The 23,408-nt window shown below is 45.2% G+C and carries 24 protein-coding genes and 1 pseudogene; 23 read left to right on the top strand and 2 right to left on the bottom strand.

Features of this window, described 5'->3' with window-relative positions:
* Positions 1 to 51 precede the first annotated feature (51 nt).
* From PEL01S_RS26170 to PEL01S_RS26065, 22 genes are all read left to right on the top strand, one after another.
* Entirely contained in the window at positions 52 to 645 is a 594-nt protein-coding gene (locus PEL01S_RS26170) for a hypothetical protein (RefSeq protein WP_127462347.1), read from the top strand.
* Positions 646 to 733: 88 nt separating this feature from the next.
* Positions 734 to 1,003 carry an alpha/beta-type small acid-soluble spore protein gene (locus PEL01S_RS26165; protein ID WP_063183326.1) on the top strand — a complete coding sequence of 90 codons (270 nt, stop codon included), beginning with the start codon at positions 734 to 736 and terminating at the stop codon, positions 1,001 to 1,003.
* 194 nt (positions 1,004 to 1,197) lie between these two features.
* Positions 1,198 to 2,403, top strand: a complete 1,206-nt coding sequence (gene metK / locus PEL01S_RS26160; protein WP_063183324.1) for a methionine adenosyltransferase — start codon at positions 1,198 to 1,200, stop codon at positions 2,401 to 2,403.
* Between the two features lie 158 nt (positions 2,404 to 2,561).
* A complete protein-coding gene (locus PEL01S_RS26155) occupies positions 2,562 to 5,180 on the top strand; it encodes a stalk domain-containing protein (RefSeq protein WP_127462346.1) in 2,619 nt (872 codons plus the stop codon).
* 88 nt (positions 5,181 to 5,268) lie between these two features.
* Positions 5,269 to 6,423 (top strand): sensor histidine kinase, encoded by a 1,155-nt coding sequence (locus PEL01S_RS26150; protein ID WP_063183320.1) that lies wholly within the window; start codon positions 5,269 to 5,271, stop codon positions 6,421 to 6,423.
* Positions 6,424 to 6,428: 5 nt separating this feature from the next.
* Positions 6,429 to 7,154, top strand: coding sequence for a response regulator (locus PEL01S_RS26145; RefSeq protein ID WP_010499452.1), 726 nt, complete (start codon positions 6,429 to 6,431; stop codon positions 7,152 to 7,154).
* Between the two features lie 89 nt (positions 7,155 to 7,243).
* Positions 7,244 to 7,642: a hypothetical protein gene (locus PEL01S_RS26140; protein WP_063183318.1), complete on the top strand. Its 399-nt coding sequence runs from the start codon at positions 7,244 to 7,246 to the stop codon at positions 7,640 to 7,642.
* Positions 7,643 to 7,672: 30 nt separating this feature from the next.
* On the top strand, positions 7,673 to 9,535 hold the full coding sequence (locus PEL01S_RS26135) for an ATP-dependent helicase ComFA (protein ID WP_127462345.1): 1,863 nt from the start codon (positions 7,673 to 7,675) through the stop codon (positions 9,533 to 9,535).
* A gap of 16 nt (positions 9,536 to 9,551) precedes the next feature.
* Positions 9,552 to 10,331, top strand: a complete 780-nt coding sequence (locus PEL01S_RS26130; protein ID WP_127462344.1) for a ComFC family protein — start codon at positions 9,552 to 9,554, stop codon at positions 10,329 to 10,331.
* 110 nt (positions 10,332 to 10,441) lie between these two features.
* A complete protein-coding gene (locus tag PEL01S_RS26125) occupies positions 10,442 to 10,867 on the top strand; it encodes a flagellar protein (protein WP_127462343.1) in 426 nt (141 codons plus the stop codon).
* Positions 10,868 to 10,960: 93 nt separating this feature from the next.
* Positions 10,961 to 11,224, top strand: coding sequence for a flagellar biosynthesis anti-sigma factor FlgM (gene flgM, locus PEL01S_RS26120; protein ID WP_108535292.1), 264 nt, complete (start codon positions 10,961 to 10,963; stop codon positions 11,222 to 11,224).
* Positions 11,225 to 11,244: 20 nt separating this feature from the next.
* The gene (locus tag PEL01S_RS26115) at positions 11,245 to 11,745 is read left to right on the top strand and encodes a flagellar protein FlgN (protein WP_127462342.1); all 501 of its coding nucleotides are present in this window, start codon (positions 11,245 to 11,247) and stop codon (positions 11,743 to 11,745) included.
* Positions 11,746 to 11,773: 28 nt separating this feature from the next.
* On the top strand, positions 11,774 to 13,387 hold the full coding sequence (gene flgK, locus PEL01S_RS26110) for a flagellar hook-associated protein FlgK (RefSeq protein WP_127462341.1): 1,614 nt from the start codon (positions 11,774 to 11,776) through the stop codon (positions 13,385 to 13,387).
* Between the two features lie 19 nt (positions 13,388 to 13,406).
* Positions 13,407 to 14,303, top strand: coding sequence for a flagellar hook-associated protein FlgL (gene flgL, locus PEL01S_RS26105; protein ID WP_127462340.1), 897 nt, complete (start codon positions 13,407 to 13,409; stop codon positions 14,301 to 14,303).
* Positions 14,304 to 14,321: 18 nt separating this feature from the next.
* Entirely contained in the window at positions 14,322 to 14,888 is a 567-nt protein-coding gene (locus PEL01S_RS26100) for a DUF6470 family protein (RefSeq protein ID WP_127462339.1), read from the top strand.
* A gap of 48 nt (positions 14,889 to 14,936) precedes the next feature.
* Positions 14,937 to 15,368 (top strand): flagellar assembly protein FliW, encoded by a 432-nt coding sequence (fliW, locus tag PEL01S_RS26095; protein ID WP_127462338.1) that lies wholly within the window; start codon positions 14,937 to 14,939, stop codon positions 15,366 to 15,368.
* A complete protein-coding gene (locus PEL01S_RS26090; RefSeq protein ID WP_127462337.1) occupies positions 15,362 to 15,589 on the top strand; it encodes a carbon storage regulator in 228 nt (75 codons plus the stop codon). Before fliW ends, PEL01S_RS26090 begins: the two co-directional genes overlap by 7 nt.
* 141 nt (positions 15,590 to 15,730) lie before the next feature.
* Positions 15,731 to 16,543, top strand: coding sequence for a flagellin N-terminal helical domain-containing protein (locus tag PEL01S_RS26085; RefSeq protein ID WP_127462336.1), 813 nt, complete (start codon positions 15,731 to 15,733; stop codon positions 16,541 to 16,543).
* A 65-nt stretch (positions 16,544 to 16,608) separates the two neighbouring features.
* The gene (locus PEL01S_RS26080) at positions 16,609 to 17,661 is read left to right on the top strand and encodes a glycosyltransferase (protein WP_127462335.1); all 1,053 of its coding nucleotides are present in this window, start codon (positions 16,609 to 16,611) and stop codon (positions 17,659 to 17,661) included.
* 69 nt (positions 17,662 to 17,730) lie between these two features.
* Positions 17,731 to 18,111 (top strand): flagellar protein FlaG, encoded by a 381-nt coding sequence (locus tag PEL01S_RS26075; RefSeq protein ID WP_127462334.1) that lies wholly within the window; start codon positions 17,731 to 17,733, stop codon positions 18,109 to 18,111.
* 6 nt (positions 18,112 to 18,117) lie between these two features.
* The gene (fliS, locus tag PEL01S_RS26070; protein ID WP_127462333.1) at positions 18,118 to 18,510 is read left to right on the top strand and encodes a flagellar export chaperone FliS; all 393 of its coding nucleotides are present in this window, start codon (positions 18,118 to 18,120) and stop codon (positions 18,508 to 18,510) included.
* A complete protein-coding gene (locus PEL01S_RS26065; RefSeq protein WP_163768276.1) occupies positions 18,456 to 18,875 on the top strand; it encodes a hypothetical protein in 420 nt (139 codons plus the stop codon). Before fliS ends, PEL01S_RS26065 begins: the two co-directional genes overlap by 55 nt.
* A 104-nt stretch (positions 18,876 to 18,979) precedes the next feature.
* On the opposite strand, the gene fliD is transcribed toward PEL01S_RS26065, so the two are convergent.
* Both fliD and PEL01S_RS26055 read right to left on the bottom strand, forming a co-directional pair.
* Positions 18,980 to 20,848: a flagellar filament capping protein FliD gene (fliD, locus tag PEL01S_RS26060; protein WP_127462331.1), complete on the bottom strand. Its 1,869-nt coding sequence runs from the start codon at positions 20,846 to 20,848 to the stop codon at positions 18,980 to 18,982.
* Positions 20,849 to 20,953: 105 nt separating this feature from the next.
* Positions 20,954 to 22,888 (bottom strand): glycosyltransferase family 2 protein, encoded by a 1,935-nt coding sequence (locus PEL01S_RS26055; RefSeq protein WP_163768271.1) that lies wholly within the window; start codon positions 22,886 to 22,888, stop codon positions 20,954 to 20,956.
* A gap of 240 nt (positions 22,889 to 23,128) precedes the next feature.
* Between PEL01S_RS26055 and PEL01S_RS26050 the strand changes: the two are divergent.
* Positions 23,129 to 23,408 (top strand): annotated as a pseudogene (locus tag PEL01S_RS26050) (glycosyltransferase family 2 protein); the annotation flags it as partial.

Below are 23,408 nucleotides of genomic sequence, written 5' to 3'. Positions count from 1 at the left end.
TCTTTTTTTATCAAGACCCACTAAATACATATATCCAAAGCAGGTGAACTCATGAAATCAAAAATTACTATTGTTACTGTGGTGCTCATTCTTCTTTTCTCAACCTTCGTTTACGCCGATTCCAACAATACATCGACCCAGCCTGGTTCTGTAGACGATCCGATCATCACCAAAAGCTACTTCGAACAAAACATTGCCAAGCAAGTAGCGGATGAATTCGCTAAACAAAGTGTAAACGAAGAAAAAATCAAGCAACTCATCGCGGCTCAGCTGGCCAAGCAAGGTGGCGGGAATGGGACTTCCCCTTCCACAGATTCTGGTACTGGCAATAACGCTGTCCCTAATTCCGGCCTCACTGTCGTTAAGCTTCAGCAAGGACAAACGCTTTACGGCGGAGCGGGCACCGAATTCATTGTCCGAACCGGTAAAGTTGTAGCGGTAAGCTCTGACGATAACGGAATTCCAGACGTTACATCTGGTAAAGATATTGCTGCGGGAGCAACGGTTGAGCTTAACCACTTGCTCATCGTTCCACGAGAGGGCCGAGGCGTTAAACCTGACGCCAAGAACAAGCAGGAAATTTACGTTATGGTTCGCGGCAGCTACTTGATTATTAATGCCGATGGAACGAAAGCTTCATCATAATTTTACCCATTGCACCAATCATTCATACGTTTGGGGTTCACCTCAGGAGGGATAATAGCATTACATCCTACTTGAGGAGGTATCCCTTATGTCGAAAAGCAACAAGAAAGTGGTACCGGAAAGCGGAAAAGCGCTGGATATTTTAAAATACGAGATCGCTGCTGAGCTGGGGCTTCCAGTTGGCAAGCAGTTGGCTAACGCTAATGTTGAATTTGCTACCGAGCTCGGTTCGATCCCTTCTACTTCGATTAAAGAAGATTATTGGGGGCATATTGCTTCCCGAGATGCTGGTGCCGTAGGGGGAACAATTACAGCAAGATTAATCAAAAAGGCTGAAGAAATGATGCTGAGCTTATAAAAGAGAAGACAATTATCAACAGGAATGTTAATTTTACGCGATCTCATCATATTTTATTGACAGCCTTCTACAAATCCAGTAACATACAATAAGAAGGTAGCAGCTAAAGGAACCTTTTCCACCCGGAAAAGGTTGATTTTTTGTATGTGGACTTCAGCCTTTATCCATAATAAAAGCAGTAGGAGGTTGTTTTCATGTCCAATTCTGTGGGCCGCCGTTTGTTTACCTCGGAGTCTGTAACTGAGGGGCATCCGGATAAAATTTGTGACCAAATTTCCGACTCGGTTCTTGACGCATTTTTGGCGAATGACCCGAATGCTCGCGTAGCTTGCGAAGTTTCCGTAGCTACCGGTCTGGTTCTTGTCATCGGCGAAATTACAAGCCAATCGGAATATGTCGATATTCAATCCATTGCACGTCAAACCATTAAAGATATCGGCTACACTCGTGCGAAATACGGTTTTGACTCCCAAACTTGCGCCGTGCTGGTTTCCTTGAACGAGCAGTCGCCTGACATCGCTCAAGGCGTTAACAAAGCGCTTGAAGCTCGTGAAGGCCAAATGACGGATGATCAAATCGAAGCGATCGGTGCCGGAGACCAAGGCATGATGTTCGGCTTTGCAGTTAACGAGACGCCTGAACTGATGCCGCTGCCGATTTCGCTGTCCCACCAGCTGGCACGCCGCTTGTCGGAAGTGCGTAAGAACGGTACGCTTGCTTACCTCCGTCCAGATGGTAAAACGCAAGTAACCGTAGAATACGAAGGTTCCAAGCCGGTTCGCGTCGATACGATTGTTGTCTCTACGCAGCATGCCGAAGAAATTTCGTTGGAGCAGATCCAAGCCGACATTAAAGAACACGTTATCAAGCCGATCGTTCCGGCGGCATTGATCGACGACAATACCAAGTACTTTATCAATCCGACAGGCCGTTTCGTTATCGGCGGACCGCAAGGTGACGCTGGGTTGACAGGCCGTAAAATCATCGTTGATACGTACGGTGGATACGCACGTCATGGCGGCGGCGCGTTCTCCGGTAAAGATCCGACGAAAGTTGACCGTTCCGGCGCTTATGCTGCTCGTTACGTTGCTAAAAACATCGTAGCTGCAGGTCTTGCCGACAAATGTGAAGTCCAACTCGCTTATGCGATTGGCGTTGCCAAGCCGGTATCGATTTCTGTCGATACGTTTGGGACAGGCAAAGTAAGCGAAGAGAAGCTGGTCGAAATCGTTCGTAAAAACTTTGACCTGCGTCCAGCTGGCATTATTAAAATGCTCGACCTGCGTCGTCCGATTTACAAGCAAACGGCAGCTTACGGTCATTTTGGCCGCACTGACATTGATTTGCCTTGGGAGCGTACGGATAAAGCGGAGCAGCTGAAAGCTGACGCGCAAGCTTAATATTTTTTCCAGATCTGTCTAAGCAAGACGGTCCGTTCTTTTCGCGGATCGTCTTTTTGCATTTTTGTCGATTTTTATAACCCGCGATTATCGTAACTTTTTGGATAGTCACTGAGTCTATATAAAAGGAGAGTGGAAAACGAGAGGAGAACAGAAACGTGATTGTGCAAAAGAAATGGCGAAAATTGTCGGGTGCCGTTTTGGCCGTGTCGTTGCTGCTGTCTACATGGTCGGTACCGTATAGGGCAGAAGCAGCGGATTCGGCTCCGACAGTCGTAAGCCAAGAAATTTTGACGACCGGAGCCGTGTTGAAAAAATATGTATGGCAGTTTACGAGAAGCAAAAAAGACGTCAAAGTCAATGCGAATGTCGTAGAAGTCGATTTGACGAACCCATATGTCAAGCTGGATGTCATGACAGGGACAGAGAACCAGTTTACGCGCAAGCAAAGCGTGCTGGGTATGGCCACGGAAACGAAAGCTGTCGCAGGGGTGAACGGCGACTTTTATAACACCCAGGCGGAAGGTGTCCCGATGGGACCGGAGATTGCCAACGGGCAGCTGATGGCAACGCCGCCGTATTTGCCGGGCTTCTACTCGTTTGCACTGGACAAGGACAACAAGCCTATTGTGGACCTATTTACGTTTAAAGGCTCTATTATTGCAAAAGACGGACAGAGCTACGCGCTTGGCGGAATCAACAAAACATACTATTGGTTTGAGCCCGGCGGCGAGCATAGCCATATCGACGGTTTGTTCATGTATACGAACGCTTGGGGACAAGTGGACCGTTCCAATGACGGCGTAACCGTTCCTACGGAAATTTTGGTTCAGAACGGTATCGTTAAAGAAATTGCAGATAACGGCATTATTAAAATGATTGCTCCGAAAGACGGGTACATATTGCGCGCATCGGGCAAAGCTGCCGATTTTATCCGAGCTCATGTTAAAGTAGGCGATCCGCTGAAGGCAGACTATCAAATCCTGCCGCAGGACCCGAATAAGAAGTATGATGCGAGTACGTTCAAAATGATGATCGGCGGTCATACGATTTTGGTAGATGAAGGCAAGCCATCCGAATTTTCGCGCCCGGTGGACGATCTGTGCTGCACGCGTTCGCGGACGGCGCTCGGCTATTCCAAGGACCAGAAGACGGCCTATGTCATTACAGCGGACTACAGCGGCGACAGCAAGGGCTTATCGATGAAAGAGCTGCAGCAGTTCATGATTCAAGTTGGCGTATGGAAAGGGCTTAACCTTGACGGAGGCGGTTCCACGCAGATGGTAGCCCGGCCGCTGGGCGAAATGACGCCGGTGCTTGTGAATAAGACCGAAACCGGAATTCAGCGGAAAGTTGTGAATGGGGTGGGGGTATTCTCGACCGCGCCGCAGGGCGAAGTGAAGGAACTGTTTATTCAGGCGCCAAGCGTGCTGTTTGTCGGCGAGCAGGCTCCGCTTCGTTTTAAAGCCTACGACGTCTTTTACAACCCGGTGGTCGACACCGATAAAATTACAGCACAATGGAGCGTAGCCGACAATAAGGGTACGTTCAAAGATAACGTATTTACGCCGAACCAACCGGGAATAAGCAAAGTAACGGCGGTATCGGGTCAAGGCACCTCGACGGCAGATGTCGAAGTCGTGGGCCGGAATCAGCTGACCAGCATGAAAATTACGTCTGACAACCTCGCGCTGTCCGAAGGCGAAACGTACAAGCTGCCGGTCGTTGCAACGACAAAATCGGGCAAGACGAGAGAAATTCCGCCGGAGCTCATTCAATGGGAAGTGCTTGGTATCCAAGGCGAAGTGACGAATGGTATGCTGAAAGTAACAAGCTTAGCGGGAAGCACGGGTGCGCAATTGATCGCGCGATACGACGGCTTCAGCACGACGACGACGATTCCAGTCGGCATTGATAAAGTATGGTACGATCTGGACAAAGAGGCCGTCATGACGATGCCGGATGCGAAGCCGCAAGAAGTGACTTCTTCCGTCTACATCGTTCCAGACACGAACGGCAACAAATATTTGGAGCTTAATTACGACTTCACGCAAGGAAAAGGCACCAAATGGGCTTATGCGACGATGGATACCCGCATTCTCATTGAAGGCGAGCCGCAATATATGAAAATGAGAGTCAATGGCGACGAGAGCCTGAACTGGCTGCGTGCGGAGCTGCTTGACAATGCCGGTAAAATTCATTATGTTGATTTCGCAAGAAATATTAACTGGAAGGGTTGGAAACAAATTACTGCCGATCTGACGGACTTGAAGCTGAGCTATCCGATTCGCGTCAAGAGCGTCTATGTTGTAAATGAGGAAATCGGACAGGACGAACGGGCGGCCAAAGGTAAAATCGGTATCGACGATATTACGTTTACATACCGCGGCGCGGTGCAGCAGCCGTCGAATAATTCCGTTCAGCTGACAGTGAACAAAAAGGCCGTGACCGTTAACGGCAAAGCAATGACACTGGAACAAGCTCCGGTTATCACGGAGGGCAACACGCTTATTCCGATCCGTTTTGTGACTGATGCTCTGGGTGGAAAGGTAAACTGGGACCCGAACGAGCGTAAAGTGACGATCCTTCGCGGCGGTAAAATGATCGATCTATGGATCGATAATAAAGACATGATTATAAACGGGCAGCGGATTACGGCCGAAGTGCCACCGGTCATTATGAAAGATTTGACGATGGTGCCACTGCGTATTTTGTCCGAGAACCTGGGCTGGAAAGTGACCTGGGATGGAAAAACCCAGCAAATCACCCTGCAATAATTAGTACTATAAGCTCTCACAATCTTCCGAAAATATGGTACTATATTGCTAGTACGTCCGAGAAAAATGGCGAAGGAGCTTTGTCCGGATGCAAGTCGACGTTTTTGACCGCGTCATCAGAAATGCCATTGATGTCATGGAAAACAGCAAGTACCAAATTTTTGAGATCTGTGAGAGCGTCCGGGCTGAGCGCGAAGCGCTGAACAAGGAATTGCAGTCGGTGATTGAGGAAACGAGCCGAACGATCGATACGGTGGATCGATTCGAGGTGGAGTATCGACGCTCCCGTGTTCGTTTGACCGAAGTGAGCCGCGATTTCAAGCGCTTCAATGAGGAAGATATTCGGGCAGCTTATGAGGCGGCCACCCAACTGCAAGCCCAGTTAGCCATTCACCGGGAAAAAGAATTGCATTTGAAAGCACGACGGGACGACCTGCAGAAACGGTTGAAAAATGTCGACAAACAGCTGGAGCGGGCAGAGTCTTTAGTCTCTCAATTCAATGTAGTTCTTGAGTACTTATCCGGCGATCTCAATCAAGTGACACGTCTTCTGGAATCGGCCAAAAACCGGCAGCTGCTGGGTCTTAAGATCATTTTGGCGCAGGAAGAGGAACGAAAGAGAATTGCCCGGGAAATTCACGACGGCCTTGCGCAAAACATGGCAAACATGGTCCTTCGCACCGAAATTACCGAGCGCATGTTGGCCAAGCAGGCCTATAATGCCGTAAAAGATGAACTGAATGATTTGAAAACGGGTGTCCGGGGCGGGATTGAAGAGGTTCGCAAGATCATTTTCAATCTTCGTCCCATGGCGCTTGACGACCTCGGATTAGTCCCCACCTTGCGTAAGTTTGTGCAGGATTACGAGGAGAGAACGAAGATTCGTACCAAAATCGAGCTGGTCGGAAAAGAAGTCCGCCTGCCATCTGGTATGGAAGTCGCGGTATACCGCTTGGTACAGGAAGCGTTCTCTAACGTCCTCAAGCACGCGGAAGCCTCCCATGTCTCACTGGAGCTTACGTTCCAGCAGCAGATGATTAAAATAACCGTATCCGATAATGGCGTTGGTTTCAGCACCGACAATATCGACAAGAAGATTGCACGCGGCAGTCATTACGGCTTAATGGGCATGCGTGAGCGCGTAGAGCTGCTCGAGGGGCGAATGGACATCGAATCGGCGCCAGGGGCGGGAACAAAACTATCCATGGTCATCCCGATCAAGTCAGAATCCAAGGAGGAGTAATCAATATGGACATTATGGGCAGCGCCAAACGCCCGATTAAGCTGGTTTTAGCAGATGATCACCAGCTGTTTCGCGAGGGGGTCAAACGAATTTTAAATATGGAGAGCGACTTGGAAGTCGTCGGCGAATGCGGCGATGGCATTCAGGTACTGGAGCTCTGTAATACCTTGAACCCGGACATCGTCTTGATGGACATTAACATGCCTATAGAGAACGGTGTCGTAGCGACAGAGAAATTAAAGGATATTTTTCCGGATATTAAAGTGATTATTCTTTCGATTCATGACGATGAGAGCTACGTCTTCGAGACGCTTCGTAAAGGAGCTTCCGGTTATCTGTTAAAAGACATGGAAGCGGAATCTTTAATTAACGCGATTCGTTCGGTCGTGGCTGGACATGCCTACATTCATCCGAAAGTGACTGGAAAGCTCATCAACCAGCTTCGTCGTATGACATATTTGGACGAGCAGGGCGTAGCCGGTTCCGGCGCGGCGTCGAAAGAAGCAGGCGTGAAGTACGTGCATATGGACAATAGCCCGCTCACCCGTCGGGAAGCGGAAGTGCTTCGCTTAATGGCCGAAGGCAAAAGCAACAAAATGATCGGCGAGTTTCTGTATATTAGTGAGAAAACGGTTAAAAACCACGTCAGCAGCATTTTGCAGAAGATGGAAGTTGACGACCGGACACAAGCGGTTATTATCGCGATTAAGAATGGCTGGGTAACACTGTAAGCGGTTCTCGATAGCTGTCCTTTCTTCAAGCTTGGCAGGAACCATCTCCCTTCACTTGGCATATACTGCTCTTAAGGGAGGGAGCCGCTATGATGTTAGGCTTGGCTTGGATTATCGGTTGCTACGCCGCAGGGGTAGCCATCATCCATTGGCTCCATTGGCAGTGGAGGCGATACGGAAAGCCCCGAACGACACATTATGTGCTGCAAACTTACAATAATCAGTTGCAGGTGGAGTGGTATCTTCGCTCGCTGTATTTTTTTTCATGGATGAAGGGCAAGGCGATATCGGTGACGCTGGCGGATGAAGGTTCGACGGACGACACGTTGGACATTGCCCGAAGGTTAAGTCTGGAACATCAGTTGAGCATCTGTACGATTGCGGAACGGGACTTGGAAGAATGGGCCCTGAAGCATGCAGATGAACAGGTGGTTGTGGTCCGGCTTAACCAAAACGAAGGTTTGGAAACCGCTTTCAAATACATGTAAGCATAAAAAATAATTCGAACTAGGTGATTCATGAAAGCTTTCGTATATGCTGTAATGATGATAGACGGTTGTTCCTGGCACGTTTCCTTGGATATGCGGGCCGACCGGGATTACTGGACGGATCAAGCCGGTGGCCGCTTCAAGCTGCGTGTGTTGGAACCCGCCTTATCGTTCGGACAAGCCTGTGAAATCAAGCGCAAGCTGAAAGCATCTTCGTCCTCGTCAGATATGCTGGAAAGCTTACGAACAGCAGCACGTGAGATTGGCCTTGGTTCGGAGGCTGTGGCAGATTGGAAGCTTTGGGAGTGGACGGGAACGGCGGAGGGGCTGTCCGACGAAGCCAGACACTTCGCATATAGGACGATCGATGCGATGTGCCTATCCCTGAAAGGCCGGTACTTGCTTATGGAAGAGTTTATGGGTCTGATGCAGCATGAAGGAAGTCAAGCCGTTACCGAATCGCCGGCATACTTTCTACAGCTTGCTTGGATTCAGGGCAGGGTCGAGCTGGAAGCCGGGGTGGAATTAGATCGAAGCGAAGGCAGGCGGTGGTCCTTGCTGCCCCAGGCATGGAAAGGGAAGTGCAAGCGCTGCGGAAGCCAAGGAATGTTCGGAGGACAGGCGGGCATTGAGGCATCGCCGGTTCGTTGGACGCATTGTGCGCATTGCGGCGGTCCGTGCGCTTATTGCGAAGCCTGTTTGACCATGGGAAGGTCGCGGTACTGTACCCCGATCGTTCGGGTGATCGGCAGTCCTGACATGAATAGTAGGGCGACGGCGGATGAAGACATGGAGATTTACTTGCAACCGTGGGGGCTTAGCGACGTGCAGGCGGAAGCGTCGGGTTCGGCGTTGCAATTTTTGAAAGCAAATAAGTCCCTTTCAAGGGAAAAGGCACAGAGCCCTACTGCGCCGCGGTTCCTAATTTGGGCAGTAACGGGTGCCGGGAAGACGGAAATGATTTTTCCGATGGTTCAATATACGTTGGCCAAGGGAGGCCGGGTCGCCATTGCTACTCCGCGCCGCGATGTGGTCTTGGAGCTGAAGCCAAGATTGGAGAAAGCTTTTCCGCACACGAAGGTTGTCACGTTATATGGCGGAAGCGAGCAGCGATGGGAGCAAGGCGAGCTAACCTTAGCGACAACGCATCAATTGATGCGATTTCGGCAGGCGTTTGATCTGGTCATTGTCGACGAAATCGATGCGTATCCGTACCATAACAATCCGATGCTGCTCTATGCAGCCGAGCAGGTATGCGCCCCGGGCGGAGCGTACATTCTGCTGTCGGCGACGCCGCCGGAGGAACTGCAGCGTGCTGTAAAACGTAATCGGCTGCCGCATGCTCGAGTAGCAGCAAGATACCATCGTTACCCGCTGCCTGAGCCATCGCTTCTCGCGTGTCCTTCTTTGCGGCAAATGATGGCCAAGAACGGGCTGAACGGCAAGCTTAAGGGACATTTGACCTCCTCGTTGGAGAGGGGAGCGCAAGTTTTCGTCTTCGTCCCGAAAATCGCCATGGTCGAGCCGTTCGTGGCTTTGCTTCGGCAATCGTTTCCTACCGTCAACGTTCAAGGCACTTCTTCCAAAGACGCCGACCGCTCGCAAAAGGTCACCGATTTTCGTGCAACCTCGATTCGTATGCTAGTCACCACGACCATCTTGGAGCGGGGAGTGACGATTCCGAAGTCGGATGTATTTATTGTCGATGCCGATTCCCCGGTGTTCGATTCGGCGGCGCTGGTGCAAATGGCGGGACGAGCGGGAAGATCCGCGCAAGATCCCCGAGGGCGTGTATATTTTGCGGCCAAAGAAAAAACACGCTCTCAAGCGCATGCCAGGCGACAAATTGCTGAAATGAACGTCATCGCACGAAAAAAAGGATATATCGACTGAAAAGGGAGCGCGTACGATGAGTTGGACCGAACAAGCCGGAAGGTGGATGCGTCGGCTTCTGAGCGGGGCAGAATCACTGCTAGCTTCCAAAATGGAGCCTTGTGTCGCCTGCGGCGCGGCGAACGACGGTACTCGCAAGCTGTCGGTTTGCCGGCGCTGCTGGGAAGCGATCCCGTGGATCCACGAAGTCTGCTGCGTCAAGTGCGGTCGTTACGAAGCTTGTCCTGACTGCCCCCGGCGAACCGATACGTACTATGACCAAAACCGCAGCGCTGTTCGTTATGACGAACGAATGAAGGAATGGCTCGGACAGTATAAATACCGGGGCCAAGAGTCGCTGCGCAGCGTACTCGGCCCGATGCTGCTGCACGCCTATCATCTGCATCGGCAAGGGCCGTCCGGCGGCGCGGATTTCGGGAAGCCTGCCTCCGAGTTCATCTCTTACGTGCCCCTGAGCGAGCAACGATATGCCGAACGCGGGTTCAACCAGGCTGGGCAGCTGGCTTCCGATCTTGGAAGGCTGACGGGCTTGCCTGTTCTTCCGCTGCTGCTGCGAACGAGACATACGGACAAACAAAGCTTCAAAGGAAGAATGGAACGTTTGGACGATCTCCAAGGCGTGTTTGCTCTGGAACCGGGAGCTGCTTCCCAAGTGGCGGCAGCATGTAGACAAGGGCGGGTACGGGTTTATTTGATCGACGACGTGTATACGACCGGAAGCACGCTAAACGAATGCTCGAGAGCTATAAAGACGACCCTCCCTCTAGAGGTGTGCGGCATTAGTTGGGCCAGATAAGTTCGTTTGCGGCAAACGTCCAATTTTCGACAAAAAATGAAGTGCAAACTTCGATCATTTCAGCTATATTAGGAGTAATAGGCCTTGCTCTTGAGAGGAGTAGAATTAACATGAGTCTGAATGTAGCAAACTGCGACCGCTGCGGAAAAATATACATGAAAAACAATTACGGCTTGTGTCCGAACTGCCTTCGGGAAATGGAGAGGCAGTATGAGACGTGTTTAAAATATTTACGCGAGAACCGCGCCTGCTCGATCCAAGAATTAAGCGATGCGACCGAAGTGCCGGTTAAACAAATCGTGAAGTTTATTCGCGAAGGACGCATTTCGATTAAAAGTAATCCAAATATGACTTACGAATGCGACGTATGCGGAGCGCAGATCCGTGAGCACAACATGTGCGATGCCTGCCGGGCGCGGTTGACGAAGGAAGCGCGCAACATGGCCGAAGACGAACAGCGTAAAAAGCAGAATGCCGAGCAAGAGAAGCATGCCTCATTTCTTATCAAAGACCGCTTGCAGGATCGAACAAAATAACGAATTACATCTAAACTTTTAAAATCCGCCCACCGATAAAAGTAATAACGCTGAATCGGTGGGTTTATTATGTAGTTAATCGAGGTGAGTTTGATGAAAATTAATGGAACGAACCAGGTAGGTGCCGTGAATCAATACAAGAAGAATCAGGAAGCGCAGCAGGCATTTGCCACAGGGAAAAAGCAAAAGCAAAAAGACCAGGTTGAGATATCCAGCGAAGCCAAAGAACTTCTAGGAACGGAGGCAGCAGGAGCCAGCCGTGAGAAACTGGAAGAGCTCAAGCAATCTGTAAGATCCGGGACATACGCAGTCGATGCGCGCAAGCTGGCCGAAAAAATTTTCCCGTTTTTGAAATAACTTTTTGAAGGTGGAGAGCCATGTCTTTTGAAGCCGTGTTGCAGACCATGTCCGAACTGAACGATGTACATCTCACCTTGTTGGAGCTGGCGGAGCAGAAAAAGCATGCGCTTATCCACAATCAAGTGGAGCAGCTGACGCAAATCGTAACGAAAGAAAACAAGCTGCTCAAGCGAATCGGGGAATTGGACCTGCGGCGGGTGGATGCGATCGGTAATTTCTTAATTGAAAAAGGATACAAACCGAATCCGCGGGTGACGGTCAGCGACTTGACCAAGATTATTTTTAACGCCGAGGAGAAGCGAATCTTGGTCGATTCTCAGAAACAGTTGCTGGCTACCATCCGAAAGCTGCGGGAGCACAATGAGCTAAATCAACAGATGATCGAGCAGTCGCTCGCGTTTATTAATTATTCGATAGATATCATGTCTGGTTCTGACGGAGATGAGCTGATCTATTCCAATCCGAATCAGACTACTCCAGGATCGAATCGAAGAGGATTATTTGACGCCAAGGCATAATCTGATGCTGCGAAGGAGATGAGAGTCCATGCGTTCCACCTTTACCGGTATAGAAATATCTAAACGTGCTTTATTCACGCAGCAAGCTGCTCTTACCACAACAGGACATAACATATCGAATGCAAATACAGCGGGCTATTCCCGCCAAGTAGTAAATATGGTCGCTTCCAAACCGCTCGAATATCCGGGGATGATGCGTAGTAATGTCCCGGGGCAGATGGGACAAGGCGTAGAATTCACTTCAATTACGCGAATCCGCGAGAAGTTCTTGGACGACCAGTTTCGCAACGAAAATAAACAGTTTGGGAATTACTCTATTCAAAGTGATACGCTGGATAAGCTCCAAGCGATTGTAAACGAGCCTACGGATACAGGCATACGTTCCGTATTGGATAAGTTCTGGAAGTCGTGGACAGATCTTGCCAAGGACCCGGAAAACGTATCGGGACGCAAGCTTGTCCGGGAAAATGCAAATGCATTGGCGGATGCTTTTAACGCAACCAGCAAGCAATTGAGCGATTTAAGTAATGATTTGACCAGTAATATTGATGTCAAAGCAAATCAAATCAATTCATTGACAACGACCATTTCGTCTTTGAATAACGAAATTTTCCGAATCGAAGGACTCGGAGATGATGCTAATGATTTGCGGGACCAGCGCGACTTATTGACGGATCAATTGTCCAAAATCGTAAATATTTCTGTTGTTGAAACTCCGCAAGGATATACCATTAACATGGGGAATACCAACTTGGTGACAGGCCAAACCTCGACCGCGGTTAGCGCAGCTACACTCGCGACTGCTATGAACAGTGGAGATTTAAATAGCGGTGAGGTTTATGGCATGATCCTCTCTAGAGATCGCTACGTTGCCGATTATCAGCAACAGTTGGATACGCTTGCGAACTCCATCGCCAACGGCCAAGTTCAGATCACAATTCCAGCGGGGTCTGTAATTCCTGACGGTTCGGTATTGATGGTACCCACGAATAATCCGACAGGTCCGGCGTATACTCCGGTGACTTATTCGGGTCCTATAGCCAACCGTACATTGGCTTCGGATTTGACGGTTATGGTTCCAGGGATCAACGGTTTACATAAGCTGGGCTATACTTTTGCCACACCTGCTGCTAAAGGAGTAGATTTCTTTACGGCTAAGACGGGAGCTACGGTTACGGCAGCTACTTTCCAGCTCAATCCGGTCATTGCGAACGATCCAAATTATATTGCCACTTCCATGAGAACGACGGGGACAGCCCCGAACGAAACGACAGTCAAAGGTAACAACACGTTAGCCCTGTTGATTTCACAGCTGAAAGATTCGAAGTTTACTTTTAACAATGGAGGAACCACAAACGGCGCGCCGTCGATTATGAATGGTACTCTGGATGATTACTTCCGCTCCATTGTCGGTCAATTGGGGGTTCAAGCGCAGACCGCTTCCCGCCAAACAGATAATCAAAAGGCTTTGGTTGATCAAATCGAGGATAGACGACAGTCGGTAAGTGGAGTTTCACTTGACGAAGAAATGTCCAACATGATTAAGTTTCAACATGCCTACGGCGCTGCGTCTAGATTTATGACAACTTTTGACCAGGTCCTTGATAAATTGATTAATAGCACCGGAGTAGTCGGAAGATAATAACTGGGAGGTTAAGGATATGCCATTACGTGTTACTCAAAGCATGATGCATTCTCAGGTTCTTGGGAATATCACAAATAACTTAAGGCGAATGAGTACAAACCAAGATATATTATCAACCAGTAGAAAAATCAATCAACCTTCCGATGACCCGGTAGGTATCACTTATGCATTGCGTTACCGCAGCGAATTGTCTATGAATGAGCAGTATCAGAAAAATGTGGATATGGCTAAGTCTTTTTTGGATCATACGGATACGGTGATGGGCCAAATCGGAGAGTTGCTGCAAAGAGCGAAGGAGCTGACAACGCAGGGGGTAAATGGGACTAACCCACAATCTGCGATGGATGCAATTGCTCAAGAAATGGGTCAAATTTATGAGCAGGCGGTTACGCTTGGAAATGACCAAATGAACGGAAAGTATATTTTTAACGGGCAGTTTACTGATAAGCAGCCTTATACGAGTGCTAATGCGTCAAGTGAGCAGACGGATACCAAACTCATTAATTTTCAATTCGGTGCAGGAATCACGCTTCCCATTAATGTCACTGGGGAACAAACGTTCGGATCTCCCTCCGAAGATGATAATATGTTTGCTGTTTTAAAAGGGCTGCAAAACGCCTTTGCTTCAGGGAATCAAACGCAAGCGAAAGTTTTGATGGATAAATTGGATACACGTCTTGTCAAATTTTTGGATATGCGCGCCGAGGTAGGGGCCAGGGTAAATCGTGTTGATTTAATTGATAATCGATTAGGTGATTTAACTCAAAATTTAACCTCATTGGATAGTAAAGTGGAAGATGCGGATATTGCTAAAACGATAACCGACCTGAAGCAGGAAGAAAACATATATCAAGCTTCTCTGTCTGTGGGCGCCAAAATTGTACAGCCGAGTTTACTTGATTACCTAAGATAAGGATAGGAGAGGTGTTCTATGGATTTACTTCGCCTTTCCATCCGACAAGCCTTTGGGCAAATCGGCATTCAAACGCAGAATGCGACAACCGATATACGGTCTCCTATGGGACAATTGTCCATTGAGCAGCAGCCGGCCCAAATGGACTTTCATTCGGAGCCCGGCGAATTGAGCATTGATTCTTCAGCCGCATGGTCGGCTCTTGGGTCGGGTCCACATTTGGAATGGTTGAACTCTATTTACAGTCAACTTCCCAACATTGCCCTACAGGGCATAGCCAAAATCGTTGAAAATGGAAACCGTATGGCTCAAATTCACAATCCGCGGAATGCATTTGCAGAAATTGCCCAAAACGCTTTTTCTGATGATAGTCCGATTGAGTATGTCGGTCCGGCTTCGAATATGAACGTTAAAGTTCACTATGAAGCGCGGCCGGCAGTGACCAACATTGAACCGGGCAAAGTGAATATTGAATATACACCGATGAAGCCCGAGGTGCAATATAATCCCGGACGCGTGGAAATTTATATGAAGCAAATGAATTGGATTGACATTCAGGTTACGAATTATGACTGGTATAAATAAGAATGCTATAGCTAATGCTATAGCATTGCTTTTTATCGGGAGGTATTTATGCTGACAATACTACATGACAAGTCAATCTCGTTTCAAGGCAGTGTGCTTGGTTTTGAAGCATATGATCGATTTAGTTTCTCAATAGTCGATGATAATAATGTGTACGGTTACTTGAAGAGTGAGAACGACGAAAACATCGGATTTCTTGTTGTTAATCCTTTTATGATTTATCCGGAATATTCGTTTGAATTGGAGGATCATACTAAGGAAATATTAGATATTAAATCTGAAGAGGAAGTTGCGGTTGTTGGTATTGTCACAATTAAAAAACCGTTTAAGGCATCGACCGTCAATTTATTGGCTCCTCTCATCATTAATATCACCAATGGAAGGGGAAGGCAAATCGTTCTTCCGCCCAAAAGCAACTTTGAAACGAAAGAGCCGATTTTTAGACAACTGCCTGCAGAAAGCGGGGAGAAAGGATGCTAATTCTCACTAGAAAAAAAGGCCAGTCAATTATAATAAATAATAATATCGAGATCATTATATCGGCAGTAGACGGTGATCAGATTAAGCTCGGTATTGTTGCCCCTCCTGAGGTGAATATTCTCAGAAAGGAAGTATTGCTGGCAGTTCAGCAAAGCAATCGAGAAGCCGCAGAATCGAATGTGGATCTTGCAGAGTTAAAAAAGCTTACCCGTACAGATTAAACTATATTATCAAAAAAAATTCGAGGAATTACAAAAAAAACTCTAAACATATCGAATGGTTCTTCCGATATAACTAATGTAAGGCTAAAAGCCTACTCCACATGGAAGTGGAAATCTCAAACATTCAGGGAGGAACAAGAAATGATTATCAACCACAATCTTAACGCAATGAACGCACACCGTAACCTGCAATTCAACAACATCCAACAAGGTAAATCCAGCGAGAAGTTGTCTTCCGGTTACCGTATTAACCGTGCTGCTGACGATGCTGCAGGCCTCTCGATCTCCGAGAAAATGCGCGCGCAAATCAAATCCTTGAGCCAAGCACAACGCAACGCTCAAGACGGCGTATCCTTGGTTCAAACGGCTGAGGGTGCAATGAACGAAGTTTCCGACATGCTGACTCGCATGAAGGAATTGGCTACGCAAGCATCGAACGGTACGTACAACGCTTCCGACCTCGATGCACTGAACAAAGAGTATGGCAAACTGAAAACAGCCATCACTGACATTGCTAACAACACGAAATTTAACGGTATTGACTTGTTGAAAGATGGCGCTAGCGCTGTTGATATTCAAACTGGAGATTCTTCTGGCGTCCAAGTTAGCGTTGCATTGGATACAGTGAAATTGAATAGTGTTGTCGGTTCTTTAGGCGATATCACTAGCCAAGCTAATGCAAAAGCTCAATTGGGTGCTGTAGATACGGCTATCAACACCGTTAACACAGCTCGTTCCGAACTGGGTGCTACTCAAAACCAATTGGAGCATGTATTCAACAACTTGGGTGCAACTACCGAGAACTTGCAAGCTGCTGAGTCCCGTATTCGTGATACAGATATGGCTAAAGAAATGATGACTTACACCAAGTTCAACATTCTGCAGCAAGCAGCTCAATCCATGTTGGCACAAGCAAACCAAGCTCCTCAAGGCGTTCTTCAATTGCTTCGCTAATAAGGCATTTTGGAAGAAGCCCATTGTATTCAATGGGCTTCTTTTTTATAGACAGGGGTGACAGCGTGCTTGTAAGTGTTTGTATGATTGTACGTAATGAAGAGGCACATTTGGAACGTGCTTTACAGAGTATTCCTGCTTCTTTTGAGAAGATCGTTGTTGACACAGGATCTGCGGATAGAACGGTTGAAATAGCCAAAGAAAATTTAGCAACAGTGAGTACTTTCCAATGGAACAATGACTTTTCCGCGGCAAGAAACCATTCCATTTCTTTGGCAAAAGGACGGTATATTCTTGTCCTTGATGCGGATGAAGTTTTAGCGAGTGATACCGAACAGCAAATTCAACTTTTTCTAAACCGATATCCTAATATAGCCGGTACGATAAATATCGAAAATATCATTAAGGATGAACGGCATAAACATCGAATGGTTCGTTTTTTTCCTAATCGTAAAGAATTCTATTTCTATGGAACAGTTCATGAAACCGTTTATTATAATGGAAAACCTGCGGATTTTGAAAGTACAGAAGTAACGATATATCACTATGGTTACAACGAAGAAATGTACTCTAGCGGCTCGAAAACCGAACGGTATTTAGAACAATACCAGCAGCATTTGCTGTTATACCCAGAAGACGGTTATATGCTTTATCAGCTTGGAAAGCTCTATTATTCGATCGGTGAATGGTACCAGGCTTTGGACGCCTTTGAGCGCTGCTTGCAAATTAACGAACAGAATAAACTATATTACCCTGTTATGCTAGTTATGCTTGGTTATGTATTGAAGGAATTGGGTCAAAGTAAGATGGCTGAAGAGTTGCTTGAGCCCTTTGCGTATATATATACCGATTTTCCAGATTTACAGTTTATTTTAGGACTGCTAGCTATGGAAACCGGGAAAATCAAAAATGTAGAAAATTATTTTTTGAGAGCTCTTCAAATGGGGGAGACATCTAAATACTCTTCCGTTAAGGGAGTAGGGAGCTTTAAAGCAGCCTACAATTTAGGGGTTTACTATGAAATAACCGGCAATAAACTGAATGCAATGAAATATTATACTCAAGCTGCTTCATCGCATTATCGGCCGGCGGAGGAAAGAATACTAAAAATGAACTAAGATCTTTAAAATTTGCCTAACAAACACGATATATATTATATAAACATTTTTATAGGGAGGGTAGAAAATATGTCCATTCAATCGGCAAACTTGAATTCAAATGGACTGATCCATAATCAAACTGTAAGTACGGAATCTATTACTAGTATGTCTTCAGCGCAAGTAGCGCCTGTACCACAATCATCAGTTGAGCTTATGCATAAAGAAAAGTTTGAATTGTCTATTTCGGAAGAAGCACTTGTGAAAGCGATCGAGCGTGCGAATAAAACCTTAGCTGGTATTCCGACTCATGTGCAGTATAGTATTCACAAACCGAGTGGGGATATTTTGGTTAAAGTTATTAACACGGAAACGAAGGAAGTTATACGTGAAATACCACCTGAAAAATTGCTGGATCTCATAGATAAACTGCAAGAGCTTAACGGACGTATAATTGATGAAAAGAGGTAACCAAGGATGAACAATCAAGCGCAGAATTTGTATCTCAAAACCCAAGTGAATACAGCTCATCCAGGGGAACTTACCTTAATGCTGTTTAATGGTTGTATCAAATTCACTAAGCAGGCAGGCGAATGTATCCAGCAAAAAAATTATGAAGGAAAAAACAATAATATAAAAAGAGCTATTGACATCATTGATGAACTGATGATTACTTTAAAAATGGAGTACGAAATCTCGCAAAATTTGTTCAGCCTTTATCAATTTATGAAAGACCGTCTAATAAAAGCAAACATTAAGCTGGAAGTTGAAAATATTCAACTGGTTCTCGATATGATGACAGAACTTAGGGATACATGGGTTCAGGCATTAAAGGAAGTGAAGTCGGGCAATACTCAGGTAACCGTATGATGGGGATGATTTCGATCGAACAGTTGTTTCAAAACATGAAGGAAGTATCTCAGCAATTAATTAACCTGGAAATAACCGAAGAAAACGTCCCTCTATTGGAAGAGCTTCAATTGAAGCAAAACTCTCTCCGAGCGTCGGTAGATGAGTTATTTGATCGCAATCCCCAAAACCCGTTACCCCATAATTTAATTAAGCTGCTTCAAGAATGCTTAGAACTGGAGCAAATTTTTATGGCTAAGCTACAGTCTCACTATGCAGAGTTTGCTTTCCAGATCCAAAGCTTTAAAAATGCAAGCATGGCCAATCAACGCTATCAAAGCTATTATGCTCAGACAGAGGGTTATTTTGTAGATGAACAAAAATGAAGTAGATATATAGCGGGTTGAGGGCGGAGTTTTCCCTCAGCCTATTTTATTTGGCGCACAAAAAAGAACCGTATAGAAAGTATCTACACGATTCTTTGCGAGTTTTAACCAAGTTTACTTTGTAACCAGGATATTGTTGAATTACTATTAGCAATTGCAGTGTCCATTCTAGAGAACATTTTATAATAATAGTCTTCCTTTTTAGTTAGCTTATTTTTCCAGTCCCCCATTTTTAGGTTTAAGGAATTAATCTGCTCTCCGAGTGTAAACGAAACATTATCAAAGGTATTGGTTTGATTCCCGGCAGTTTTCATAATATTCGTAATCATATTCGTTGCCGATTCATACATTTGCTGCATAATACCCTTATCGCTCGGAGTGTCGGAAGCCGATACTTTTGTAAACAGATTAATGACGGCTTGCGGATCTTTAGCGATAGCGTCTTTAAGTGCGGTTTGATCGATTTGGAGTTTGCCGTTATTAGCATAGTCTTTAAGAACGAACGGTTTGGTTGTGATACCGATTTTAAACAAAGCGTTAGTTTCTTCGGGGAGATCTGAAACTGTAGAATAGACGGTTTCACGCAAGCTATCCCGAATTTTAGCCAAATGTATATCCCCAGCAAGCAAGCCACTTTTTGCTTTTAGTTCCCAATTTTTAATTTCGTCATCTTTCATAGAGTCTTTTTGATCGCTTGTAAGAGGCTGATAACTGCGATATTTGGGTTCGTTCAGTAGAGTACTCAAGCTACCTAACAAATCGTTATATGCTTTGGCAAAGTCATTAATAATATTGAACGTAGCATCGTTATCGGGGCTGGCATTAACTGTAACGCCGTTAGCATCCGTAACATTACGAAGACTATAGTTTATCCCATTGTTGGTAAACGAGTTTGATGTATATTCTGTTCCAATGCCGTCAATTACAACTTTGGCATTCTGACCCGGAGTATAGTTTTCGTATTTACTTGGATCACCAGCTTGGGGAACTAAACCTAACTTAAAATTCTTCAGGAAATTGGTGGAGTCGTTGGAAAACTCAACCGTAGCATTTGCGCCTGTATTTTTAGTATTGATCGTGATTCGATCGGCAATCGAATCATACGACATCGTTACGCCAGCGGCAGAGTTATTTACTTTATCTATAATCGAACTTAGAGAATCCGAGTTGGGATCTACGCTAATCGTCTGGCCGTTAATTGTGAAGGTGCCCGCGTTAAAGTTTACTCCGCCTTGAATCTTGCTTGTTTGGGAGGATAATTTGGCGCTCACGTCAAACTTGTATGCTTGTCCATCCGTCAAACCTAGTTTGGTTAGTCCTCCATTGTTAGCAATGGAATTGACGATAAGCTGAGGTTCAAATCCGGAAGATCCCGCTGGAGAAAGACTCAATACATTTGTCGTTTTATCCAACTGAACTTTAATCTGGTTAGCCCCAAAGGCACTATCAACAGCTTTTTGTATTGCATCGCCAAAATCTTGGCTGTCTTTAGGGATATTATTCGTGTAGGAACCATTTGGAATGGTAATCGTCTTAGATACACCATTCAGAGTGATTCTGAACTGGTTATTGGTTCCGTCAATATTGTAATCCGTTACTGGTCCGCTGGAAGCTAACCCCGCATTCGAAATTTGTGCCGAACTATGAAGACTTCCGGTTTGAGCCAGGCTGTTAACAACAATTTTTCTTGTTGCTGTAATCGCATTTGTAGTTGCAGCCGTTACACTAACCAGTGACTCGTTAGAAGAAGTTGCTTTCGTTTTTCCCCACCCACTTCCAAAACGAAGAGTGGAGATCGAGTCGCGAAATGCGGACAGTTTGACATTAATATCGCGATACGCTTGAGTTTTCCATGTCAAAGATTGTTGTTTCTGACTGAGTTTATTTAACGGTGCTCTTTCGGCTGTCATGAGCTTTGTAACCAGACCTTCAATATCCATACCCGATCCAATTCCTGATACCCTTGTTACCATAACTCTGTTCCCTCCCAATGAATTACAATTTGTTATTACATGTCATATCTTTATTATCGAATAATTATATCTGATACTTTAGAGATAATCTTATTTATCCTGTCCTTAACTAATAGGGATGCTTCTGTAGCCGGGAAAGTAATTGTCGAATTGTTTTTTATACTTTTGATTAAGGTCGGCATCGGTACAATGCTCTAGCCAGATTCCATAAAATGGCATATGCTCCGGTTCTAATTCTATAGCTTGGGCAAGAAAACGGAGACCTTCCTGTGGATCACCCTCATAAAGATGTAACATGGCCAAATTAATATAGCCAACAACATCTAATTCGTTATTATCAATCAAAATCGAGTAATACTCCACGGCCATCTCTACATAATTTTGTTTGTAAAAATAGTGCCCAAGCTTGTTGATGAGAGAAGGCGTTATACAACGTTTAACAAGCAGATCATACGCTTCAAAGGACTGAATATTAAACAAATCCGTCAGTATTATGTAAAGCAAATCTTCTTCGTTAGAGAGGTCGCTAGCTGAATCATCCAGGAGAATTTTCCCTAAAGCGTGAAGCTTAGTGATTTCCGGATCATCGCTCTCGTGAAGAGGGTCAAGGAATGATATGTCGTTCCATGTTAATGCACTCAATAAAGCCAATTTTTGTGTCTCATAAGATTCAGTTGAGAAGTTAGTTTTCTCAGCCAAGCTTGCAAATTCGCTTCGATCCTTCATTATGAGATTATAAAGAAGCAAATCTGAGTTTGAAAGCTGGATTTCGTTTTCAGTGCAAAGGTTGTAGTAAAATTGACACAAGGCAGGATGTCCCAGATGAAGGAAAGTTTGATACAGCAATAGGCAATTGAATTTTTGTTTTTTGGGATACAATTTTTCTAGAAATGAAATAATATCTGTGTCACTTTCCCTCTGTACCAATAAATGAACTAGCTGATGTAAGGAATAATACTGCTTAGGATCAATGTTTAATATTTTCGTTAGAGCGAACACTGTCTTAGGTAAGTTACGTTGCCTATAATAAATTTCAACTAATTTTCGATAAGGCATAAGTTTTCCGTATTCCAAATGAATCAACCAATATTTTTGATCACCTGCTTCATTTTCTTCCGCTAGTTGAATGCTCTTTTCCATTAAACTTTGCGATTTTTGGTAATACCCAAATGTATCAAATAGAAATCCTTTAATAGTGTGGAAGTCGGAATAGTTAGGGTATTTTTTTAGACATTCCTCAGTGATTTGGAAAGCTTCCTTATATCTGTTTAATTTATCATATATACGTATCATCCGATCAAAACAATGAGGAAGCCAATTATTATTGTCTTTACATTTACGCAACGCTTTTTCATAGTAGTATAACGCTTTTCGAAGATCATTTGCATGAAAATATTCATTTGCCAGTGTAAAAAAGTCGTAGGGTGTACTTAGTTGATTTTTTCGTTTCAGTTCTTCGAAAATCTGGAGGTTTCGCGTTGATTTATTCTTTGCGGTACTTGTTTCGTTGGTATATCCAGAGTGATAGATATAAAACGAATGATTCATATGATCGATTTCTTTGTCTGGACTTACTACTTGCTCATGGATGGCTCCTTGGAAGAAAAGATTATGATAATTTGAAAAAATACGCACTGAATTTGATTCTACTAGGCCAGTGCTATCCATTTCTGTAGACCCAACGATATTTAAAATAGGAAGTAAAATACCTGTAGGCTGCGATAAGTGATCCAGCTGGCCTAGGAATTGTCTAAGTTCGCTATTTAACTCCTTTTCAACATATTCATCAGCATCAAGCCAAAGAATCCATCGTCCGGTAGCTTGACGAATTGACTCGTTGCGGGCCGCAGCAAAGTCGTTGATCCATTTAAAATCATAGACCATTTGTGTGTATTTAAAAGCGATCTCTTTCGTGGAGTCCGTTGAACCAGTATCTACAATAATTATTTCATCTGCAAGTCCACTAACACTTTCTAAACACCTTTGTAACGTTTTTTCTTCGTTTTTGACTATCATGCATAATGATATTAATTTGTCCATGGTTCCTCCTAAAAGAACGTATATCTCTTTTATCGACAAATGATGGGTTTTTCTAAATAAAAACAGCTTCATTTGCTCTTTTAAATTGTCGATATACCAAATAATCGATCAAAATAGGAATATGCTGGATAAGTAGTGAGAGGTTACTACTAGCTGTATTTGATATAAATGTGAAGCTATATCGTATTAGCAGGAAAGATTCAACGTTTTCAAAAATGCCTGAAAGGGATGATTCTAATTATGTCTACTGTCTCATTAGTTATGATTGTAAAAAATGAGGAAAAATCGCTTTCACGTTGCTTACAAAGCGTAAAACAGATGGTCGATGAGATTATCATTGCAGACACAGGCTCTCAAGACTTAACGAAGGAGATTGCACTCCGCTACGGAGCCAAAGTATACGACTTTGAATAGATAGATGATTTTGCTGCAGCTCGAAATTTTGCACTAGAACATGCAACAGGGGATAGGATATTAGCGCTTGATGCGGATGAATATCTTGAACAAGATTATAAATCTA

Source organism: Paenibacillus elgii NBRC 100335 (assembly GCF_004000865.1).
Lineage (GTDB): Bacteria > Bacillota > Bacilli > Paenibacillales > NBRC-103111 > Paenibacillus_G > Paenibacillus_G elgii.
The sequence above is the reverse complement of the archived record's forward strand: the minus strand, read 5'-3'. Positions and strand labels throughout refer to the sequence as shown.

What these genes read in the sequence shown, in the direction of transcription:
- PEL01S_RS26170 (WP_127462347.1), top strand. Translation starts at nt 52, where the DNA reads ATGAAATCAAAAATTACTATTGTTACTGTGGTGCTCATTCTTCTTTTC.
- PEL01S_RS26165 (WP_063183326.1), top strand. Translation starts at nt 734, where the DNA reads ATGTCGAAAAGCAACAAGAAAGTGGTACCGGAAAGCGGAAAAGCGCTG.
- metK (WP_063183324.1), top strand. Translation starts at nt 1,198, where the DNA reads ATGTCCAATTCTGTGGGCCGCCGTTTGTTTACCTCGGAGTCTGTAACT.
- PEL01S_RS26150 (WP_063183320.1), top strand. Translation starts at nt 5,269, where the DNA reads ATGCAAGTCGACGTTTTTGACCGCGTCATCAGAAATGCCATTGATGTC.
- PEL01S_RS26145 (WP_010499452.1), top strand. Translation starts at nt 6,429, where the DNA reads ATGGACATTATGGGCAGCGCCAAACGCCCGATTAAGCTGGTTTTAGCA.
- PEL01S_RS26140 (WP_063183318.1), top strand. Translation starts at nt 7,244, where the DNA reads ATGATGTTAGGCTTGGCTTGGATTATCGGTTGCTACGCCGCAGGGGTA.
- PEL01S_RS26135 (WP_127462345.1), top strand. Translation starts at nt 7,673, where the DNA reads ATGAAAGCTTTCGTATATGCTGTAATGATGATAGACGGTTGTTCCTGG.
- PEL01S_RS26130 (WP_127462344.1), top strand. Translation starts at nt 9,552, where the DNA reads ATGAGTTGGACCGAACAAGCCGGAAGGTGGATGCGTCGGCTTCTGAGC.
- PEL01S_RS26125 (WP_127462343.1), top strand. Translation starts at nt 10,442, where the DNA reads ATGAGTCTGAATGTAGCAAACTGCGACCGCTGCGGAAAAATATACATG.
- flgM (WP_108535292.1), top strand. Translation starts at nt 10,961, where the DNA reads ATGAAAATTAATGGAACGAACCAGGTAGGTGCCGTGAATCAATACAAG.
- PEL01S_RS26115 (WP_127462342.1), top strand. Translation starts at nt 11,245, where the DNA reads ATGTCTTTTGAAGCCGTGTTGCAGACCATGTCCGAACTGAACGATGTA.
- flgK (WP_127462341.1), top strand. Translation starts at nt 11,774, where the DNA reads ATGCGTTCCACCTTTACCGGTATAGAAATATCTAAACGTGCTTTATTC.
- flgL (WP_127462340.1), top strand. Translation starts at nt 13,407, where the DNA reads ATGCCATTACGTGTTACTCAAAGCATGATGCATTCTCAGGTTCTTGGG.
- PEL01S_RS26100 (WP_127462339.1), top strand. Translation starts at nt 14,322, where the DNA reads ATGGATTTACTTCGCCTTTCCATCCGACAAGCCTTTGGGCAAATCGGC.
- fliW (WP_127462338.1), top strand. Translation starts at nt 14,937, where the DNA reads ATGCTGACAATACTACATGACAAGTCAATCTCGTTTCAAGGCAGTGTG.
- PEL01S_RS26090 (WP_127462337.1), top strand. Translation starts at nt 15,362, where the DNA reads ATGCTAATTCTCACTAGAAAAAAAGGCCAGTCAATTATAATAAATAAT.
- PEL01S_RS26085 (WP_127462336.1), top strand. Translation starts at nt 15,731, where the DNA reads ATGATTATCAACCACAATCTTAACGCAATGAACGCACACCGTAACCTG.
- PEL01S_RS26075 (WP_127462334.1), top strand. Translation starts at nt 17,731, where the DNA reads ATGTCCATTCAATCGGCAAACTTGAATTCAAATGGACTGATCCATAAT.
- fliS (WP_127462333.1), top strand. Translation starts at nt 18,118, where the DNA reads ATGAACAATCAAGCGCAGAATTTGTATCTCAAAACCCAAGTGAATACA.
- PEL01S_RS26065 (WP_163768276.1), top strand. Translation starts at nt 18,456, where the DNA reads ATGGGTTCAGGCATTAAAGGAAGTGAAGTCGGGCAATACTCAGGTAAC.
- fliD (WP_127462331.1), bottom strand. Translation starts at nt 20,848, where the DNA reads ATGGTAACAAGGGTATCAGGAATTGGATCGGGTATGGATATTGAAGGT.
- PEL01S_RS26055 (WP_163768271.1), bottom strand. Translation starts at nt 22,888, where the DNA reads ATGGACAAATTAATATCATTATGCATGATAGTCAAAAACGAAGAAAAA.